This is a genomic window from Kitasatospora sp. MBT66 (genome assembly GCF_000710405.2).
Classification (GTDB): domain Bacteria; phylum Actinomycetota; class Actinomycetes; order Streptomycetales; family Streptomycetaceae; genus Kitasatospora; species Kitasatospora purpeofusca.
Window position 1 is genome coordinate 18,428 of the sequence record NZ_JAIY01000017.1, and the last position, 21,830, is coordinate 40,257.

The window sequence follows — 21,830 nt, forward strand, 5'->3', positions numbered from 1 at the left end:
CGGGTCGGTGTCATGACAGGCCGAGTTCGTTGTCGATGAGGTCGAAGAGTTCGTCGTCGCTGGCGCCGTCCATGCGGTCCTCGATGGAGTCGGCCGCCGTGCCGTCGCCGCCGGCCGCGGTGACCGCCAGGCCGAGGCGGCCCACGATCTCCCGGAGCCGTTCGGCGAGCCGGTCGCGGTCCGCCGGGTCGTCGAGGGCGCCGTCGAGGGCGTCCTCCAGGCGGTCCAGTTCGGCGAGGCCGGGGACCGGGCCGGGCCCGGCGTCGGGGACCAGCTCGGCGGCGAGGTGTCCGGCGATCGCGGCCGGGGTGGGGTGGTCGAAGAGCAGGGTGGCCGGCAGGGGGTGGCCGGTGGCGGCGCGCAGCCGGTTGCGCAGTTCCACCGCGGTCAGCGAGTCGAAGCCGACCTCCAGCAGGCCGCGTCCGGGCTCGACCGCGGCCGGGCTGCTGTGGCCGAGCACCAGGGCGGCGTGGGAGCGGACCAGGTCGAGGAGGACCCGGCCGCGCTGGGTCTCGTTGAGGGAGCCGAGGCGCTGCTTCAGGGCCTCGGGCCCGTCGGGGCCGGTGCCGGCGGCGACGCGCCGGGCGGCGGGGCGCACCAGGCCGCGCAGCAGGGCGGGGACGCCGCCGGTGGCGGCCTGGGCGCGGACGGCCGCGGTGTCGAGCCGCAGCGGGAGGACGACCGGCTCGTCGAGGGTGCCGGCCAGGTCGAGGAGCTCCAGGCCCCGGGCGGGGTCGAAGGCGACGATCCCGCCCCGGGCGATCCGTCGCAGGTCGGCCTCGGTGAGCCCGCCGGTCATCCCGGTGCTGTTGGCCCACAGGCCCCAGGCGAGGGAGCGGCCGGGCAGCCCGTCGGCGCGGCGCCGGTGGGCCAGGGCGTCCAGGAAGGCGTTGGCGGCGGCGTAGTTGCCCTGGCCCATGCCGCCGAAGACTCCGGCGATGGACGAGAACAGGACGAACTCCGACAGGTCGAGACCGGCCGTGAGTTCGTGCAGGTTGATCGCCGCGTCCACCTTGGGGCGCAGGACGAGGTCCAGTTGCTCGGGCATCATGGTGGCGACGACGCCGTCGGCCAGGACACCGGCGGCGTGCACCACCCCGGTCAGAGGTTGCGCGGGGGGCAGGGCGGCCAGCAGGGCCGCGAGGGCGTCGCGGTCGGCGGCGTCGCAGGCGGTGATCTCGGCGTGCGCGCCCAGGGCGGCGAGTTCGGCGAGGAGTTCCGCCGCGCCGTCGGCGGCGGGGCCGCTGCGGCTGGTCAGCAGCAGGTGCCGGACGCCGTGTTCGGCGGCCAGGTGGCGGGCGACGTGGGCGCCGATGGCGCCGGTGCCGCCGGTGATCAGGACGGTTCCGTCGCCGCCCCAGCCGGGTGTGCGCCCGGCGGCGGCCAGCGGTACCCGGGCCAGCCGGGCGACGTGGACGGCCCCGGCCCGGATCGCGAGCTGGGGTTCCCCGGAGGCGAGGGCTTCGGCGAGCAGGGCGGGCGGGGTGTCGTGGGAATCCAGGTCCAGCAGGACGAAGCGGTCGGGGTTCTCGGTCTGCGCCGAGCGGACCAGGCCCCAGAGCGCGGCCGCGGCCGGATCCGGGACGTCGTCGCCGGTCACCGGGACGGCGCCGCTGGTGACCAGGACCAGCCTGGAGCCGGTCAGGCGCTCGTCGGCGAGCCAGTCGCGCAGCAGGGCGAGCACGTTGCCGAGGCCGTCGTGGACCGCGTCGCGGAGGGTGCCGGGCGGTGCGTGCGGGGCCGGGGCGGGCGGGCAGGCGGCCAGGACCAGCCGGGGCTGCGGGGCGCCCGCGTCGAGCAGTGCGGACAGTGCGGCGAGGTCGGGGACCGTCCGGCCGGGGAGCGGCGCGGCGCCGGAGGGCGGGGGCGTCCCGGTGCCGAGCACGGTCCAGGACTCCGGGTCGGGCGCGGTGGCCGTCGCGGCGCGCTCGGGCAGGGCCTGCCACTCGGGGCGGAACAGGTCCTCGTGGTGTCCGGCGCGGCCGGCCTTGAAGCGGTCGGCCGAGACGGGCCGCAGGACGAGGGAGCGGGCCGAGAGCACCGGCCGCCCGGTGGCGTCGGTCGCACGTACGGCGACGGCGTCGCGGCCGGTGGGGGTCAGCCGCAGCCGGAGTTCGGTGGCGCCGGAGGCGTGCAGCCGCACCCCGTTCCAGGAGAACGGCAGCCAGCCCTGCGCGGGTCCCTCCAGGACGTCGAACACCAGCGCGTGCAGGGCCGCGTCCAGCAGGGCCGGGTGCAGGCCGAACGCGGCGGCGTCCGGCTGCTGCTGCTCCGGCAGGCTCGCGACGGCGTACACCTCGTCACCGAGCCGCCAGGCCGCGCGCAGGCCCTGGAACGCGGGGCCGTAGGCGAATCCGCCGCCCGCGAAGCGGTCGTACAGGCCGTCCGTGTCGAGCGGGACGGCTCCGGGCGGCGGCCAGGCCTCCGGGTCCGCCGGGTCGACCTGGTCCGCCCGGTCCGCCGGCTCCGGGGCTCCGGCGGAGGTGAGCAGGCCGCTCGCGTGCCGGGTCCAGGGGGCGTCGGGACCGTCGGCGGCGGCCCGGGCGTGAACGCTCAGCGCGCGGGTGCCGGCGGCGTCCGGGCTTCCGACGGTGAGCTGGAGTGCGACTGCCCCGCCCGCCGGGAGCACCAGCGGTGCCTCCAGGGTCAGTTCCTCGACCCGGTCGCAGCCGACCTGGTCGCCCGCGCGGACCGCGAGTTCCAGGAACGCGGTGGCGGGGAACAGCACGCCGTCGTAGACGCCGTGGTCGGCCAGCCAGGGGTGGCTGCGGACCGAGAACCTGCCGGTGAAGAGGAAACCGTCGGAGTCCGCGAGTTCCGTTCCGGCGCCGAGCAGCGGGTGGTCGACCGTCAGCAGTCCGGCCGCGGGCAGGCCGGCCGAGGCCGGGCCGCCCTCCAGCCAGTAGCTGCCGCGCTGGAAGGCGTAGGTCGGCAGGTCGACGGCGGGGCGGGACGGGCCGCCGGCGTGGACGGTGTTCCAGTCCACGGGGACGCCCGTGACGTGCAGCCGGGCCAGGGCGGCCGTCGCCGCGGGTGCTTCGGGCCGGTCCTTGCGCAGCAGGGGCACCAGCACGGGGCCGCAGGCGTCGCCGGGGTCGCCGGTGGCGCCGGTCAGGCAGTCCTGGCCCATCGCGGTGAGCGCGCCGTCGGGCCCGAGCTCCAGGAACGCGGTCACGCCGTCGCGTTCCAGGTGGCGTACGCCGTCCTGGAAGCGGACGGTGCCGCGCACGTGCTCCACCCAGTAGTCCGGGGAGCCGAGCTGCTCGGCGGTGGCCGGCCGGCCCGTCAGGTCGGAGACGACAGGGACGGTGGGCTCCCCCGCGACGATCCGGGCCGCGACCTCGCGGAACTCGGCGAGCATCGGCTCCATGAGGGGCGAGTGGAAGGCGTGGGAGACCCGCAGCCGTCGGGTCTTGCGGCCGCGCGCGGCGAGCACGGCGGCGATCTCGTCCACCACCGCGGCGGCGCCGGAGATCACGGTCGAGGCCGGGCCGTTGACCGCGGCCAGGCCGACCTCGCTCTCGCGGCCCGCGAGCAGCGGCAGCACCTCCTCCTCCCCCGCGGCGAGGGCGGCCATCGCGCCGCCCTCCGGGAGGGCCTGCATCAGCCGTCCCCGCGCGACCACCAGCGCCGCGGCGTCGGGCAGGGCGAACACCCCGGCGACATGGGCGGCGGCCAGCTCTCCCACGGAGTGGCCGAGCAGCCGGTCGGGACGCACGCCCCAGTGCTCGACGAGGCGGAACAGGGCGACGCCGAGGGCGAACAGGGCGGGCTGGGTGTACTCGGTGCGGTCCAGCAGACCGTGGCCGGGGTCGCCGGGGGCCGCGTCGATCACCTCCCTCAGCGGGCGGTCGAGCAGCGGGTCGAGTTCCGCGCAGACCGCGTCGAAGGCGTCGGCGAAGACCGGGAACCGCGCGTACAGTTCGGCGCCCATGCCGGTGCGCTGGCTGCCCTGGCCGGGGAACAGGAAGGCGGTCTTCACGGCCGCGCCGGTGACACCGCGCACCAGGTCCGCCGACGGCTCGCCGGCGGCGAGGGCGGCGAGCCCCTGGAGCAGGGTCTCCCGGTCCGTGCCGGTGAGGGCGGCCCGGTGCTCGAAGGCGCTGCGGTTCAGTGCCAGGGAGCGGCCCAGGTCCGCGACGGCGAGGGTCGGGGCGTGCTCCACGTGCCGGAGCAACCGGGCTGCCTGCTCCCCCAGTGCGTCCGCACTGCGGGCGGAGAGCAGCCAGGGCAACGCGGGGACGGCGGCCGGGGCCGGCGCGGGGGCGGTGGCCGGGGCCGGTTCGGCGGGCTGTTCGAGGATGGTGTGGGCGTTGGTGCCGCTGACTCCGAAGGACGACACCGCGGCCCGCCGGGGGCGGCCGGTCTCCGGCCACGGGGTGTCCTCGGTGAGCAGCCGGACCGCGCCGGCCGCCCAGTCCACGTGGGGTGTCGGCGCGTCGACGTGGAGGGTGCGCGGCAGCGCCCCGTGCCGCATGGCCTGCACCATCTTGATGATGCCGGCGACTCCGGCGGCGGCCTGGCTGTGTCCGATGTTCGACTTCAGCGACCCCAGCAGCAGCGGCTCCTGCGCGTCGCGTTCCCGGCCGTAGGTGGCCAGGAGTGCCTGGGCCTCGATCGGGTCGCCCAGCCTGGTCCCGGTGCCGTGCGCCTCCACCGCGTCGACCTCGGCGGCGGTCAGTCCGGCGTCGGCGAGGGCCGCCCGGATCACCCGCTGCTGGGAGGGCCCGTTGGGGGCGGTCAGGCCGTTGCTGGCACCGTCCTGGTTGACGGCGGAGCCGCGGACCAGGGCGAGCACCGGGTGGCCGTTGCGCCGGGCGTCCGAGAGGCGTTCCAGGACGAGCAGCCCGGCGCCCTCGGCCCAGGAGGTGCCGTCGGCGGCGGCGGCGAAGGGCTTGCAGCGGCCGTCCTCGGCGAGCACCCGCTGCCGGCTGAACTCCACGAACGCGCCCGGTGTCGACATCACGGTCACGCCGCCCGCGAGTGCCAGCGAGCATTCGCCGGCCCGCAGCGACCGGGCCGCGAGGTGGACGGCGACCAGCGACGAGGAGCATGCCGTGTCGACGGTCACCGCGGGCCCTTCGAGGCCGAGGCTGTAGGAGATCCGCCCGGACGCCACGCTGCCCGCGCTGCCGATGCCGAGGTAGCCCTCGAACTCCTCGGAGGGTTCGGCGACGCGCGATCCGTAGTCGTGGTGGCTGCAGCCGACGAAGACGCCGCTCGCGCTGCCCTTGAGCGACAGCGGGTCGATGCCGGCCCGTTCGAACGCCTCCCAGGAGAGTTCCAGCAGCAGCCGCTGCTGGGGGTCGATGGTCAGCGCCTCGCGCGGGGAGATCCCGAAGAAGGCCGGGTCGAAGCGGTCGGCGTCGTGGAGGAAGCCGCCCTCCCGTGCGTAGGTGCTGCCGACCCGGTCCGGGTCGGGGTCGTAGAGGCCGTCCAGGTCCCAGCCCCGTCCGGTGGGGAATCCGGTGATCGCGTCCCGTCCGCCCGCGACGAGCTCCCACAGCTCCTCGGGGGTGGTGACGCCGCCGGGGTAGCGGCAGCTCATGGCGACCACGGCGATCGCCTCGTCCTCGGGGACCGCGGCGGCCGCGCTCGCCCTCCCGGGGGCGTCGGCCGTCTGCGCGGCGGGTGCACCCGGCAGTTCGGCTCGCAGGTGTCCGGCCAGCGCCGTGGCCGTGGGGTAGTCGAAGGCCAGGGTCACCGACAGGCGCAGGCCGGTGGCCGCGGCGAGCCGGTTGCGCAGTTCGACGGCGGTCAGCGAGTCGAAGCCGATCTCCTTGAACGCCTGGTCGGGTCCCACCGCCTCGGGCCCGGGGTGGCCGAGCACGGCGGCGACCTCGGAGCGGACCAGGTCCAGCAGGGCCCGGTCCCGTTCCGCCGGGGGCAGCGCGGCCAGCCGCAGGGCCGGCGGCTCGGCGCCGTCGGCCCTGCTCCGGGAGCCGCCCGCGGCGGCGAGTGCGTCCCGCACCTCCGGCAGGTCCCCGAGGGCGGCACTGGGCCGGAGCGCGGTGAACGCCCGGGTGAAGCGGTCCCAGGCGAAGTCGGCGACGAGGACGGCCGTGTCCTCGTGGTCGAGGGCCCGGCGCAGCGCGATCGTGGCCGTGGCGGGATCCATGGCGGGCAGGCCGTCCCGGATCAGCCGTTCGGCGACCGCTCCGGAGGCGAGGCTTTCGCCGCCCCACAGGCCCCAGGCCACCGAGGTGCCGGGCAGGCCGAGGTCGCGGCGCTGCCGGGCGAGGGCGTCGAGGTAGGCGTTGGCGGCGGCGTAGCTGCCCTGGCCGGTGCCGCCGAGCGTGCCGGCGAGCGAGGAGAACAGTACGAAGGCGGTCAGGTCGAGTCCGCGGGTGAGCGCGTCGAGGTTGTGTGCGCCGTCGAGCTTGGGGCGCAGTACGCCGGCCGCGCGTTCGGGGGTGATCGAGTCGATCACCCCGTCGTCGAGGACGCCCGCGGTGTGCAGGACGGCGCGCAGCGGGCGCTCGGCCGGGATGCCGGCGAGCAGTTCCGCCAGTGCGTCCCGGTCGGCGACGTCGCAGGCCACCGCGGTGGCCTCGGCGCCGAGGCCGCGCAGTTCGGCCAGCAGCTCTTCGGCCCCCGGGGCCTGTGCGCCGCGCCGGCTGGTGAGCAGCAGGTGCGCGGTGCCGGTGCGGGCGAGCGATCGGGCGATCTGGGCGCCGAGGCCGCCGGTGCCGCCGGTGATCAGGACCGTGCCCTCGGGTGTCCAGTCGCGCACGGGGGCGGTGTCGCCGAGTCCGGCGTGGACGACCCGGCGGCCGTAGAGGCCGGTGGCGCGTACCGCCAGCTGGTCCTCGCCGTCGGGGCCCGTCAGTGCTCCGGCGAGCCGGGTCGCGGCCCGGTCGTCGAGCTGTCGCGGCAGGTCGACCAGGCCGGCCCAGCGCTGCGGGTACTCGACACCGGCGACCGCGCCGAGGCCCCAGACCAGGGCCTGGAGCGTGCTGTCGATCCGGTCGGAGCGGCCGACCGACACCGCGCCCCGGGTGGCGCCCCAGAGCGGGGTGTCGGTTCCGAGGTCGCCCAGGGCCTGGAGGAGCGCGACCGTCAGGGTGAGGCCGAGGGGGAGCGCCGAGCCGTCGCCGTGCGGCTCCTCGGCCAGGGCGAGCAGCGACAGGATTCCGGCGGGCGGCCCTTCGGTCCGCTCCTGGGCGTCGCGGAGCAGTGCGGCGAACCGGGTCCGGTCGGTCGCGTCGGCGGCCGCCTCGACCAGGACGGGTGCGGCGCCGTGTCCGCGCAGGGCGTCCACGGCGAACGCGACGGCCGGGTCGTCGGCGGCGCCGGCCGGGGCGACGACGAGCCAGCCGCCGTCGAGCCGGGGCCGCTCGGGCGCCGGCAGGGGCTTCCAGGCGACCCGGTAGCGCCAGCTGTCGGCGGTCCGGTCGCCGGCCCGGCCGCGCGCCCACTCGGCGAGGGTGGGCACCAGGGAGGCGAGGGAGGCCCTCAGTTCACCGTCCTCGACCCGCAGGGTGCTGGCGAGGGCGTCCAGGTCGCCGTGGTCGACCGCCTCCCAGAAGCCGGAGTCGGCCGGGCCGGTGCCGGTCGTGGCGTCCGTGCCGGTGAGGGCGTCGGCGGGCCGGTCGGGGGCGCTGTCCAGCCAGTAGCGCTGCTGCTGGAAGGCGTAGGTGGGCAGGGTGCGCGTGCGCGCGCCGGTTCCGGCGAACACCGTGCCCCAGTCCACCGGCAGTCCGCGTACGTGGAGTTCGGTGAGCGCGGCGAGGAAGCGGCCGGGGCCGCCCTCGCTGCGGCGCAGGGTGCCGACGACGGCCCCGTCGCCGGCCCCGGCCGCTTCGACGGCCTGCTGGAGCCAGACGGTCAGCGCGGGGTGGGTGCTGCACTCGACGAAGGTGTGGTGCCCGTCGGCGATGAGTGCGTCGACCGCCCGTCCGAACTCCACCGGCCGGCGCAGGTTCTCGTACCAGTACCCGGCGTCCAGGCCCAGGGTGTCCAGGGGGCCGCCGCTGACCGTCGAGTAGAACGGGATGTCGGACGTGCGCGGCGCAGTGCCGGCGAGGAGGGTGAGCAGTTCCTCCCGGAGCTCCTCCACCTGGGGCGAGTGCCCGGCGAAGTCCACGCCGGGGACCGGCCAGGTCAGGACGCCGGCCTCGGAGTACTGGTCGCGCAGTCGTTCCAGTGCCGCCGGGTCGCCGGAGACCGTCACCGAGGTCGGCCCGTTGACCGCGGCGACGTCGAGTTCCGGGTAGCGGGCGGACAGTGTGTCGCGCACGGCTTCGACCGGCTGCGGCACGAACAGCATGCCGCCGCGCCCGGTCAGGGCCAGCAGGGCCCGGCTGCGCAGGGCGACGATCCGGGCCGCGTCGTCCAGCGACAGCGCGCCGGCCACGCAGGCGGCGGCGATCTCCCCCTGGGAGTGGCCGACCACGGCGTGGGGGACGATGCCGTGCGCCCGCCACAGTTCGGCCAGCGACACCATCACGGCGAACAGCACCGGCTGCACCACGTCCACCCGGTCCAGCGGGGGCGCGTCGGGCTCCTCCCGCAGGACCGCGAGCAGCGACCAGTCCAGGTGCGGGGCGAGGGCGCGCTCGCAGGCCGCGATCCGGTCGGCGAAGGCCGGGGCGTGGTCGAGCAGTTCCCGGGCCATGCCGGCCCACTGGGAGCCCTGGCCGGGGAAGACGAGGACGGTCCTGGCCGACCGGGCGACGGTGCCTTCGACCAGGCCGGGTGCGCGGCCCCCCGCGGCCAGCGCGGCCAGGCCGCCCAGCAGGGTCGCGCGGTCGGCGCCGACGACGGCGGCGCGGTGCTCGAAGGCGGTCCTGGTGATGGCCAGGGAGTGGCCGACGTCGACGGAGGACAGCTCCGGGTGCTCCGTCAGATGCGCGTGCAGCCGTTCCGCCTGGGCCTTCACCGCCTCGGCGGTCCGCCCGGACAGGACCCACGGGACGGCGGTCGGCGCGGTGTGCGGATCCGTCGCGCCCGACTCGGCGGACGGAACGGCGGACGCTTCGGCGGCGGGTGCGGGCTCGGCGGGCGGCTGCTCGACGACGACATGGGCGTTGGTGCCGCTCAGGCCGAACGAGGACACTCCGGCCCGGCGCGGTCGGCCGGTCTCCGGCCAGGGCTCGGCCTCGGTCAGCAGGGCGACGGCGCCCGCAGTCCAGTCGACGTTCGGGGACGGCCGGTCGATGTGCAGGGTCCGCGGCAGCTCGCCGTGCTCCATGGCCAGCACCATCTTGATGATGCCGCCGACCCCGGCGGCGGCCTGGGTGTGCCCGATGTTCGACTTCAGCGACCCGAGCCGCACCGGCCGGTCGGCCGGCCGGTCCTGGCCGTAGGTGGCCAGCAGCGCGTCGGCCTCGATCGGGTCGCCCAGCCGGGTACCGGTGCCGTGCGCCTCGACGGCGTCCACGTCGGCGGCCGTCAGCCGGGCGTTCGCCAGCGCGTCGCGGATCACCCGCTGCTGGGCCAGGCCGCTGGGCGCGGTCAGCCCGTTGCTCGCGCCGTCCTGGTTGATGGCCGAGCCGCGCAGCACCGCGAGCACCGGGTGGCCGTTGCGGCGGGCGTCGGAGAGGCGTTCCAGGAGCAGCAGGCCGACGCCCTCGGCCATGCCGAAGCCGTCCGCCGAGGCGGCGAAGGACTTGCAGCGGCCGTCCTCGGCGAGCCCGCGCTGCCGGCTGAAGCCGGTGAACGACAGCGGGGTGCCCATCACCGTGACACCGCCGGCCAGGGCCAGCGCGCATTCGCCCGAGCGCAGCGACTGCGCGGCGAGGTGGACCGCCACCAGCGACGAGGAGCAGGCCGTGTCCACGGTCACGGCGGGCCCCTGGAGGCCGAGCTGGTAGGCGACCCGCCCGGACAGGACGCTGGTGGAGATGCCTGCGATGAACAGGCCCTCCAACTCCTCGGGGACGTCGCGCAGGTTGCCGCCGTAGCCCTGGTAGGAGGCGCCGGCGAAGACCCCGGTCGGGGTGCCGTGCAGGGACGCCGGGTCGATGCCGGCGCGCTCGATCGCCTCCCAGGAGGTTTCGAGCAGCAGTCGCTGCTGCGGGTCCATGGCCAGGGCCTCGCGCGGGGAGATCCCGAAGAATCCGGGGTCGAAGCGGTCCGCGTCGCTGACGAACCCGCCCGCGGCGGCGTAGCTCCGGCCGGGCCGGTCGGGGTCCGCGTCGTACAGCGCGTCGAGGTCCCAGCCCCGGTCGGACGGCAGCCCGGAGACGGCGTCGCGCCCGTCGGCGACCAGGCGCCACAGGTCCTCGGGGGTGCGTACGCCGCCCGGGTAGCGGCAGCTCATGGAGACGATCACGACGGGGTCGTCGTCCGCGCCGGGTGCCGCCGGCGGGGGCGGCGGGACGGTGGCGGGCTCCTCGGCGGCGCCCAGCAGTCCGGTCTCCAGGCGCCGGGCGAGCGCGGTCGCCGACGAGTAGTCGAAGACGACGGTGACCGGGAGCCGCAGGCCGGTGGCGGTGTTGAGCCGGTTGCGCATGTCCACGGCGGTCAGCGAGTCGAAGCCCAGGTCGCGGAAGGCACGGCCGGGGGCGACGGCGTCCGGCGAGTCGTGGCCGAGGACGGCGGCCGCGTGGGTCCGGACCAGGTCGACCAGCGTCCTGGTCCGCTCGGCCGCCGGAAGCGGCGCCAGCCGGTCGCGCAGTGCCGAGGGCGCTCCCTCGGCCCCGGTCCCGCCGGTCTCCGGTTCGGCGGCCAGCGCGGCGCGCACCTCGGGGAGTTCCCCGATCAGCGGGCTGGGGCGGGCCGAGGTGAAGACCGTCGCGAAGCGGTCCCAGTCGATGTCGGCGACCACGACCACCGTCTCGTCGTGGTCCAGGACCTGCTGGAGCCCGGTGATCGCGACCGCGGGCGGCATGAAGAGCACACCGTGGCCGCGCAGGGTCTCCTCCGCCAGTTCGGCCGCCATCCCGGCCCCGCCCTCGGGGTTCCAGATCCCCCACACCACGGAGGTCGCGGCGAGGCCCCGGCTCCTGCGGTCCTCGGCCAGGCCGTCGAGGTAGGCGTTGGCGGCGGCGTAGGCGCCGTGGACGGCGCTGCCCCACACCCCGGAGATGGAGGAGAACAGCACGAACGCGTCGAGCGTGTCCCGGTCGAAGAGCAGGTCCAGGTTCCTGGCCCCGCCGGCCTTGGCGTGGAAGGTGTCGGCGAACTCGTCCGCGTCGGTGTCGGGAAGCGGCACCAGCAGCCCGGCACCCGCGGCGTGGAAGACGGTACTGATCCGGTGGCCGTCGTGTTCGAGGCCGTCCTTCAGCGCGCGCAGGGCCTCCAGGTCGCCGACGTCGCACGAGGCCAGGGTGACCCGGGCGCCGAGGGCGGCCAGTTCCTCGGAGAGCTCCGGCGCACCCGGCGCGTCCGCGCCGCGCCGGCTCACCAGTACCAGGTGCCTGGCTCCCCGCCGGGCCAGCCAGCGCGCGATCTGCGCGCCGATCCCACCGGTACCGCCGGTGATCAGCACGGTGCCCCCGGGCTGCCACCTCCGCCGCGGTTCGGTGTCGCCCAGGGCAGATCGGACCAGCCGCCGGCCGTGGCAGCCGGAGGCGCGTACGGCCACCTGGTCCTCGTCCCCGGCCCCGCCGGCCAGTACCCGGCACAGCCGTGCGGCGGTGTCCGCGTCCAGGACCTCCGGGAGGTCGATCAGACCGCCCCAGCGCTGCGGGAACTCCAGTGCGGCGACCCGGCCCAGACCCCACAGCAGACTCTGCGCGGCGCTGACCGGACTCCCGTTGCCGGTGTCCCCGACCGACACCGCGCCCCGGGTCGCCCACCACAGGGGCGCGTCGGTCCCGGCGTCGCCGAGGGCCTGCACCAGCGCCAGGTTGAGCGCGGTGCCCAGCGGGACGGAGAGGTGCGCCGGGTGCGGGCGCTCGTCGAGGCCCAGCAGCGACAGCACTCCCGTCACCGGTCCGGGCAGCGCGTCGAGGGACGCGCGGACCCGGTCGGCCAGCACGGCGCGGTCGGCCTCCGCCTCGGTGATCCGCAGGTGGACCACCGGGGCCCCGGCCTGCTCCAGCACGTGGACGGTCGCCTCCGACCGGCTTGCCCCGTCCTCGGGCTGACCGTCCGACGACAGGACGAGCCAGCTGCCGTCCAGTGCGGCCGGAGGGCCGTCGGGCAGGGCCCGCCAGGTCACGCGGTAGCGCCAGGAGTCGACCACCGAACGCTCGGTGCGCTCGGTGCGCCAGGTGGCGAGCGCGGGGAGCACCACGTTCAGCGGGTCCTCGGGCGCCACCCCGAGGGCCGTGGTGAACCGGTCCAGATCACCCCCGCCCAGGGCCTCCCAGAGGTCGTCGCCCGCCGGGGCCGTTCCGGAGGGACCGCCCGCCGCGGGGCCGGTGTCCTCCAGCCAGTACGGGCGACGCTGGAAGGGGTAGGTGGGCAGGGAGACACCGCCCGGACGGTGTCCGGCGAACACCCGGTCCCAGTCGGGCAGCAGACCGCCCACGTGGGCCTCGCCCAGGGACGTCAGGAAGCGGTCGAGGCCGCTCTCGCCGCGCCGCAGTGTGCCCACGGCCACGGCGGGGCCCTGCGCGGAGCCGGCGGTGTCGGCCGCGTCGGCGGTCTGCTGGACACCGAAGGTGAGCACGGGGTGCGGGCTGGACTCGACGAAGAACCGGAAGCCCTCGCCCAGCAGTGTCTCCGTGGCCCGCTCGAACTCGACCGTCTCCCGCAGGTTCCGGTACCAGTACTCCGCGTCCAGGGCCTTGGTGTCCAGCCAGTCGCCCGTCACCGTCGAGAAGAACGGCACCGAAGCGGAGAGAGGGGTGATGTCCTCCAGGTCGGACAGCAGGCGCTCGCGGATCTCCTCCACGTGCGCGGAGTGCGACGCGTAATCGACCGCGATCACCCGGGCCCGCACACCCTCGCCGACCAGGGCGTCCACGAGTGCCGTGACCGCGTCCGCGTCGCCCGACACCACCGTCGACGACGGGCCGTTGACCGCCGCCACCGACAACCGGTCCGCCCACGGGTCTATCCGCTCCCGCGCCACGTCCACCGGCAGAGGCAGCGACGCCATGCCGCCACGACCCGCCAGCACCCTGATCGCGCGGGAACGCAACGCCACCACCCGCGCTCCGTCCTCCAGACTCAGGCCGCCGGCCACGCAGGCGGCAGCGATCTCACCCTGCGAGTGACCCACCACGCCGTCCGGGACGACGCCGAACGAACGCCACACCTCCGCCAGCGACACCATCACCGCCCACAACACCGGCTGCACCACATCCACCCGCGCCAACAGCGCCTCCGAACCCAACGCCTCCGTCAACGACCAGTCGACATAAGGAGCCAGAGCCCGTTCGCACTCCGCCATCCGCCCCGCAAAAACCTCCGACCCGGCCAACAGACCCGCAGCCATCCCCACCCACTGCGAACCCTGCCCCGGGAACACCAACACCGAACGACCCGACGACACCCCGTCGCCCCGTACCAGCCCCGGCACCGTCCGGCCCTCGGCCAGGGCCTTCACACCGTCGATCAGCCCGTCCGGGTCGGTGCCCACGACCACGGCCCGCCGCTCGAAGGCGGTGCGCGTGAGGGCGAGCGCGCGGCCCGTGTCGGCGGCCCGCAGAGGTCCGGGAGCGGCGCCCAGGTGTGCCAGCAGTTGGACCGCCCGGTCGCGCAGGGCCTCGTCGGTACGCCCCGACAGCACCCAGGGCAGCGGGAACGCGTCGCCACCGGCCTCGGCCTCGGCCACCGGTTCGGCTTCCTCCGCCGGGGCCTGTTCCAGGATCAGGTGCGCGTTGGTGCCGCTGACACCGAAGGCGGACACGCCGGCCCTGCGCGGGCGTCCCGTGTCGTCCCAGGCACGGGCCTCGGAGAGGACCTCCACGGCTCCCGACGACCAGTCGACCATGGGCGTCGGCCGGTCCGCGTGCAGGGTCCTGGGCAGTTCGCCGTGCTCGATCGCCAGCACCATCTTGATGACGCCGCCCACTCCGGCCGCCGCCGAGGTGTGGCCGATGTTCGACTTCAACGAGCCCAGCCACAAAGGTCGTTCGGCTGGCCGGTCCTGACCGTACGTCGCCAGCAGCGCCTGCGCCTCGATCGGGTCGCCCAGCGTGGTACCGGTGCCGTGCGCCTCCACCACGTCCACCTCGGACGCCGTCAGCCCCGCGTCCGCCAGCGCCGCCCGGATCACCCGCTGCTGCGACGGACCGCTGGGCGCCGTCAGGCCGTTGCTCGCACCGTCCTGGTTCGTGGCGGAACCGCGAACGACCGCCAGCACCGGGTGTCCGTTGCGGCGGGCGTCCGACAACCGCTCCAGCAGCAGCACGCCGACGCCCTCGGACCAGCCGGTCCCGTCCGCGTCGGCCCCGAACGCCTTGCAGCGGCCGTCGGCCGACAACGCGCGCTGGCGGCTGAACGCCACGAACGCGTCGGGGGTCGCCATCACCGACACCCCGCCGGCCAGGGCGAGCGTGCAGTCCCCCGCCCGCAGGGCCCGGATCGCCAGGTGCAGGGCGACCAGGGAGGAGGAGCAGGCCGTGTCCACGGTCACCGCGGGCCCTTCCAGGCCCAGGGTGTAGGCGATCCGGCCGGAGACCACACTGCTCGCCGTCCCGGTGTCCAGCAGGCCCTGGACCTCGGGGAGGTGGCGCGAGCCCGCGCCGTAGCCGTTGCCGATCGCCCCGAGGAAGACACCCGTGCCGGTGCGGCGCAGCGTGCGGGGGTCGATGGCGGCCCGCTCTACCGCCTCCCAGGCGGTCTCCAGCGCCAGCCGCTGCTGCGGGTCCGTCGCCAGGGCCTCGCGCGGCGAGATGCCGAAGAACTCCGCGTCGAACTCGGCCGCGTCGTGCAGGAAGCCGCCGTGCCGGGTGTAGGAGGTACCGGGCCGCTCGGGGTCCGGGTCGTACAGGCCCTCCAGGTCCCAGCCGCGGTTGACCGGCCAGGTGGAGACCGCGTCGGCGCCCCGGGAGACCAGGTCCCACAGCAGTTCGGGCGTGTCGACGCCGCCGGGGTAGCGGCAGGCCATCGAGACGATGGCGATCGGTTCGTGGCGGGCCTGCTCGGCCTCGCGCAGCTGCCTCCTGGCGTCACCGAGGTCCGCGGTGGCGCGCCTGAGGTACTCGAGCAGCTTCTTGTCGTCGGACATCAGGGCCAGCTCTCTCTCAGGCGTTTCCGAAGTCGTTGTCGATCAGGGCGAACAGCTCGTCCGCTGTCGCCGTTTCCGTCGCCGCGGCCAGGTCGTCCACCGGTCCGGGCGGCTGTGCCCCGCCGCCGGGTGCGCCGGCGCGCCGGCCCCAGCCGCGCAGCAGTTCGTCCAGTCGGTCGCCGACCCCGTCGGTGTCGGCCGCTCCGGGCGGGACGGCCGCGAGCAGCGCGGCCAGCCGGTCCAGCTCGGCCAGCAGCGGCGAGGGCGGTTCGGGCGCGGCGGACAGCTCCGCGTCCAGGTAGTCGGCGAGCGCCTCGGGCGTCGGGTGGTCGAAGACGACCGTCGGCGGGACGGCCAGCCCGGTGGCCTCGCACAGCGCGTTCCTGAACCGCACCGCGAGCATCGAGTCGAAGCCGACCTCGGAGAAGGCGCGTTCCGCGCGCACCGGACCGGTTCCGGGGTGGCCGAGGACCGCGGCCGCGTGCCGGACGACCAGGTCGAGCACCGCCTGACGGCGGGCCCGCCGGTCCAGCGGGGCCAGCCGGGCGGCCAGTCGTACGGCGGGGGTGCCGTCGTCGTCGCCCGCCGCCTGCGCGGTCTCCTCGGCCGGCACCGAGGTGGTGGCCGAGGCAGTGACCGCGGCGGCCGTCCGGCCCGGTGTGGGCAGCCAGTACCGGTCGCGCTGGAACGGGTACGTCGGCAGCAGGACGGGTGCCGGGCCGTCCGGCCCGGGGTCCCCCGTCCAGGGCGACCAGTCCACCGGACCGCCGCCGGCCGCCCACGCCTCGGTCAGTGAGGCCAGCAGCCGGTCCCGGCCACCGTCGCCGCGCCGCAGCGTGCCGACCGCCGACACCTCCCGCCCGGCCTCCGCGGCCACCGCCTCGATCCCGGCGAGCAGCACCGGATGCGGGCTGACCTCGACGGCCAGGGTGTGACCCGCGTCCAGCAGGGCGCGGGTCGCGCCGACGAAGTCGACCGGCTCGCGCAGGTTGCGGTACCAGTAGGCGGCGTCGAGCGACTCTCCGGCGACGGGTCCACCGGTCACCGTCGAGTAGATCGGGACGGCCGAGGCACGGGGGCGTATCCCGGTGAGGGCTTCGCGCAGCTCGTCCTCGATCTCGGCGACCTGGGCCGAGTGGGCCGCGTAGTCCACCGGGATCGTCCTGGCCCGGACGCCTTCCCGCTCGCAGGCCGCGAGCAGCGCGGCCAGCTCCTGGGGCTCCCCGGCGACGACCACGGCTCCGGGGCCGTTCACCGCGGCCACGCAGACACGTCCGCCGGCGGGCAGCAGACTCGTGGTCCGCTCGGCGGAGGCGGCGACCGACACCATGCCGCCGCGTCCGGCCAGCCTCAGCAGCGCCCGGCTGCGCAGCGCAACCACGAGGGCCGCGTCGTCGAGCGACAGCGCTCCGGCGACGCAGGCGGCGGCGATCTCGCCCTGGCTGTGCCCGACGACGGCGTCCGGGGTGACTCCGGTGGCGCGCCAGTGCGCGGCCAGCGCGACCATCACGGCGAAGAGCACCGGCTGGACGACGTCCACGCGGTCGAGCGTCGGTGCGCCGGGCGCACCGCGCAGCACGTCGGTCAGCGACCAGTCGGTGTGCGGGGCGAGTGCCCGTTCGCAGTCGGCTATGGCGGCGGCGAACGCCTCGGAGGTGTCGAGGGCCGCCACGGCCATGCCGGCCCACTGCGAGCCCTGGCCGGGGAAGACGAAGGCCGTACGGCCGCCGCGGGCCCGGTCCTGCACGGCGTCGGGTGCGGGCTCTCCCGCCGCGAGGGCGTCCAGCCAGCCGAGCAGCGCGTCGCGGTCGCGGCCGGTGGCGGCCGCCCGGAAGGCCAGGGCGGGGCGGGTGGTGGCGAGCGCGTGAGCCGGTCCGGCGGCGCCCCCGGCGGGGTCGGCCCGCAGGTGCTCGCCCAGTCGGCGCGCCTGCCGGCGCAGGGCCGCGGGGGTCGTGGCGGAGAGCAGCCACGGGACGGTGGCCCCGGTGTCCTCGGACGGTTCGCCGTGGGTGCCTCCGGACAGCGGGGCGTCCTCGGCGGGTGCCTCCTCCAGGACGGCGTGGGCGTTGGTGCCGCTCATGCCGAACGCGGAGACGCCGGCCCGGCGCGGCCGGTCCCCGTCCGGAGCGTCCCAGGGGCGGGCCTCGGCGAGCAGCCGGACCGCGCCGGCCGACCAGTCCACCCGGCTGGACGCCTCCTGTGCGTGCAGGGTGGCGGGGAGCACACCGTTCCGCAGTGCGAGCACCGTCTTGATCACCCCGGCGACCCCGGCGGCGGCCTGGGTGTGCCCGATGTTGGACTTCAGCGACCCCAGCCACAGCGGGCGGTCGGCGGGCCGGTCCTGGCCGTAGGTGGCCAGCAGGGCCTGCGCCTCGATGGGGTCGCCGAGCACGGTGCCGGTTCCGTGCGCCTCGACGAGGTCGATGTCGGCGCCGGACAGTCCCGCCGTGGCCAGCGCGGCCCTGATCACCCGCTGCTGCGCGGGGCCGCTCGGCGCGGTGAGGCCGTTGGTGGCACCGTCCTGGTTCACCGCGGTGCCCCGGACGAGGGCGAGGACCGGATGCCCGAGGCTGCGCGCGTCGGAGAGGCGTTCCACGAGCAGGACACCCACCCCTTCGCCCCAGCCCGTACCGTTCGCCCCTTCGGCGAAGGAGCGGCAGCGGCCGTCGGGCGACAGGCCCTGCTGACGGCTGAACTCGACGAAGACGTCCGGGCTGGCCATCACCGCGGCGCCGCCGACCAGCGCGAACGAGCAGTCCCCGGCCCGCAGGGCCTGGCCGGCCAGGTGCAGTGCCACCAGCGAGGACGAGCAGGCCGTCTCCACGGTCACGGCGGGGCCGCCGAGGCCGAGGGTGTAGGCGATGCGGCCGGAGGCGACGCTGGTGACCGTGCCGCTGAGGAGGTGCCCCTCGACCTCGTCGGACGGGTCCTGCGGGCCGGTGCCGTAGCCCTGGGCGGCGACGCCGACGTAGACGCCGCCCTCGCTGCCGCGCACCGACGCGGGATCGAGTCCGGCCCGCTCCAGTGCCTCCCAGCTGGTTTCGAGCAGCAGCCGCTGCTGCGGGTCCATGGCCAGTGCCTCGCGCGGGGAGATGCCGAAGAACTCCGCGTCGAACTCGGCCGCCCCGTCCAGGAATCCGCCGCCCTCGGTGTAGAAGGTGCCCGGGTGCAGGGGGTCCGGGTCGTAGAGGGTGTCCAGCGGCCAGCCGCGGTCGGCGGGCAGCGCGGCGACCGCGTCCACTCCGTCGGCCACCAGTCGCCACAGGTCCTCGGGCGAGCGAACGCCGCCCGGGAACCGGCAGGCCATCGAGACGATCGCCAGGGGTTCGTCGGCCGCCGCAGGGGCGGCCGCGGAGTCCCTCCCCGTGGTGCCGGTCGTGCTGGTCGTGCTGGTCCTGCCCATCGTGCCGTCGGCGTCCGGTTCCGTGCCGCTCAGCCCGGCGAAGAGGTGGGCAGCCAGGGCGGTTGCCGTCGGGTGGTCGAAGACCGAGGTGAGCGTGAGCGGCAGAGCGGTGGCCTCGACCAGCCGGTTGCGGAGTTCCACGGCGGTGAGCGAGTCGAAGCCCACCTCGCGGAACGGGCGGTCGGCCGCGAAGCCGGCGGCCGACTCGTGGCCCAGCACGGCGGCCGCTTCGCTCCGGACCAGCTCGGTCAGCAGTTTGCGGCCCTCCGGTCCGGACAGCCGGTGCAGCCGGTGCGACCACGCCGGGTCGCCGCCGGTACCGGGTCCGGACCCGGTGGAGGTGTCCGCAGCCGCGGGGCCGCCGGCCGCCCGGGCGGCCGGCAGGTCGCGCAGCAGCGCGCTGGCCCGCGCCGAACCGAAGATGGGCGCGAAGCGGCTCCAGTCCAGCTCGGCGACGACCGCTTCGCCCTCGTCCAGGGCGAGCACCAGGCCGAGCGCGGAGAGCGCCGCCGCAGGGGCCATCGGCACCAGCCCGTGGCGGCGCAGGCCGTCGCCCACGGCGCCGTCGGCCATGCCCGCGCCGGCCCAGGGGCCCCAGGCCACCGAGGTCGCCGCCAGGCCCCGGCCGCGCCGCGCCGCGGCGAGGCCGTCCAGGTAGGCGTTGGCCGCCGCGTACGCGCCCTGTCCGCCACTGCCCCAGGTGGCCGAGATCGAGGAGAACAGTACGAAGGCGTCCAGCGGGCGACCCTCGAACAGGGCGTCGAGGTGGGCCGCGCCGCGCGTCTTGGCGGCCGTCCGCTGGGCCAGCTCCTCCGGCGTGCAGTCCGTCAGCAGGGTGTCCGAGGTGAGGCCCGCGGCGTGCACCACGGCCCGTACGGTGTCGCCCTCGTCGTCCAGCCGCTCCAGGACCCGTTCCAGCGCGGCCCGGTCGGCGGCGTCGCAGGCCAGCAGGGTGCTCCGGGCGCCGAGCGCCGCCAGGGCGTCGACCAGCGTGTCGGCCCCGGGGGCCTCGGGGCCCCGCCGGCCGAGGAGGACGAGGTGTTCCGCGCCGCGCTCCGCCAGCCAGCGCGCCACCTGGGCGCCGAGGCCACCGGTGCCGCCGGTGACGAGGACCGTGCCGCGCGGCGTCCACGGTGCGGGCGCGGGTGTCGCGGGCTCCGCCGCGTGGACGAGCCGGCGGCCCAACGCCTCCGGGCCGCGTACGGCGACCTGGTCCTCGCCGTCCCGTCCGGCCAGCACCGCGCACAGCCCGTCCAGCGCGGGCCCGTCCAGCAGGTCCGGCAGGTCGACCAGGCCGCCCCAGCGCTGCGGGTGCTCCAGTGCCGCCACCCGGCCCAGGCCCCACACCTGGGCCTGCTCGGGGCGGACCTCCTCCGTGCCGCGCGCCGCCACGGCGCCGCGGGTGGCGCACCACAGGGGTGCGTCGATGCCGCTGTCGCCCAGGGCCTGGAGCAGCAGCAGGGTCCCGGTCAGACCGGCGTCGAGCGTCCGCAGGTCCGGGTGGGGTCCCTCGGCCAGGGCCAGCAGGGACAGGACGCCCCCCAGAACACCGAACTCCGGGAGGAGCAGCGCCAGTTCGGCGCATTCGACGGCGGCCCCGACCCGGATCACGACCACGTCGGCACCGTGCCCGGCGAGGGCCTGTTCGCAGGCGAGTGCGGTGTCCTCGGCGCCGGGTCCGTCCGGGGTGACGAGCAGCCAGCGGCCGGAGAGGGCGGGCTGCGCGGGCCCGGTGAGCGGCTCCCAGGCGATGCGGTAGCGCTGGGGGCCGGCGGGGACCGCGGGGACGGCGGTCCCCCGGCGGGAGCGCCAGGCGGCGGGGGCCGGGTCCAGTGCGGCTTCCGGCCAGAAGCGCCTGCGCTGGAAGGCGTAGGTGGGCAGGTCGACCCGCCGCACGTCGGTGCCGCTCCAGCCCGCCGACCAGTCCACCGCCACGCCGCGCAGGTGCAGCGAGGCGAGTGCGGTGCGGACCGCGTCCGACTCGCCCCGGCCGTCGCGCAGCAGCGGCACCGTCCCGGCGCCGCCCGGGGTGGAGCCGGAGCCGGACGTGGAGCCGGAGCTGGAGCCGGGCGTGGAGCCGGAGTCGGAGTCGGAGGTGGGATCGGAGGTGGGGTCGGGGAGGCAGGCGTGGAGCATGCCCGACAGCACGCCGCCCGGTCCGAGTTCGAGGTACGTCGTCGCACCCTCGGCCCGCAGCCGGCGGGCCCCTTCCAGGAAGCGCACGGTGCCCCGGACGTGGCGTACCCAGTGGTCGGGGGAACGGAGTTCGGCGGCCGTGGCCGTACGCCCGGTCAGGTTGGAGACGATCTCGATGCCCGGCGCGTGGTAGGCCAGCGACTCGGCCACGTCCCGGAACGCGTCGAGCATGCCGTCCATCCGGGCGGAGTGGAACGCGTGGCTCACGCTCAGGCGCCGGGTGCGCCGTCCTCGGGAGCGGAAGGCCCCGGCCAGGCGCTGTACCGCGTCCGCGTCACCGGACAGGACCACGGAGGTGGGCCCGTTGACGGCGGCGATGTCCACGGCGTCCTGCCCCGCGTCCCGGCCCGTGTTCCGGCCGAGGTCCGCTTCCCGCTCCGGAACGGGGTGCCCGGCGCGGTCGTCCAGCAGGGCCCGGCGCACTTCCTCCTCGGTGGCCTCCACCGCCACCATCGCCCCGCCCTCGGGCAGTTCGTCCATCAGCCGTCCCCGGGCCGCCACCAGTGCGCAGGCGTCGGGCAGGTCCAGCACGCCCGCCACGTGGGCGGCGGTGAGTTCGCCGATGGAGTGTCCCATCAGCAGGTCCGGCCGTACGCCCCAGTGCCGGACGAGCCGGAACAGCGCCGTCCCCAGGGCGAACAGCGCGGGCTGGGTGTACCGGGTGCGGTCGAGCAGCTCCGCACCGGGGGTTCCGGGCTCGGCGAACAGGACGTCGCGCAGGCCCAGGTCGAGGTGCGGGTCCAGGGCGGTCAGCACCTCGTCGAGGGCGTCGGCGAACACCGGGTCCTCGCGGTAGAGCTCCGCACCGGCCCCGGCCCGCTGGCTGCCCTGTCCCGGGAAGAGGAAGGCGGTCCGGCCGGAGCGCACGGCGCCGCCGGTGAGCAGTCGGCCCGCTGCCGTGCCGCGCGCGAGTGCGGTGAGCGCGTGCCGGACGGATTCCCGGTCCCGTCCCAGGACGGCGGCCCGGTGTTCGAGCGGGGCCCGTCCCGTGGCGAGCGAGTAGGCGACGTCCGCCAGTTCGACGTCCGGGTCGGCATCGAGCCGGCCCACCAGCCGGTCGGCCTGGGCCCGCAGGGCCTCCGGTGTGCCGGCCGAGAGCAGCAGCGGCACGGGCGGGCCGGTACGGCGGGCGGTGGGGGCGGCGGTGGCGCCGGCGGTGAC

General features: G+C 76.4%; 2 protein-coding genes. Both read right to left on the minus strand.

Annotated elements, in window-relative coordinates:
- Positions 1-10: 10 nt before the first annotated feature.
- Positions 11-15,070 carry a type I polyketide synthase gene (locus BI06_RS39070; protein WP_043476519.1) on the minus strand — a complete coding sequence of 5,020 codons (15,060 nt, stop codon included), beginning with the start codon at positions 15,068-15,070 and terminating at the stop codon, positions 11-13.
- A 16-nt stretch (positions 15,071-15,086) separates the two neighbouring features.
- Positions 15,087-21,830 (minus strand): type I polyketide synthase (locus BI06_RS39075; protein ID WP_149030636.1); only part of this gene is annotated, 6,744 nt, incomplete at its 5' end.

Bases quoted from the DNA above. Each gene is read 5' to 3' on its own strand.
- BI06_RS39070 (WP_043476519.1), bottom strand. From the start codon at position 15,070: ATGTCCGACGACAAGAAGCTGCTCGAGTACCTCAGGCGCGCCACCGCG.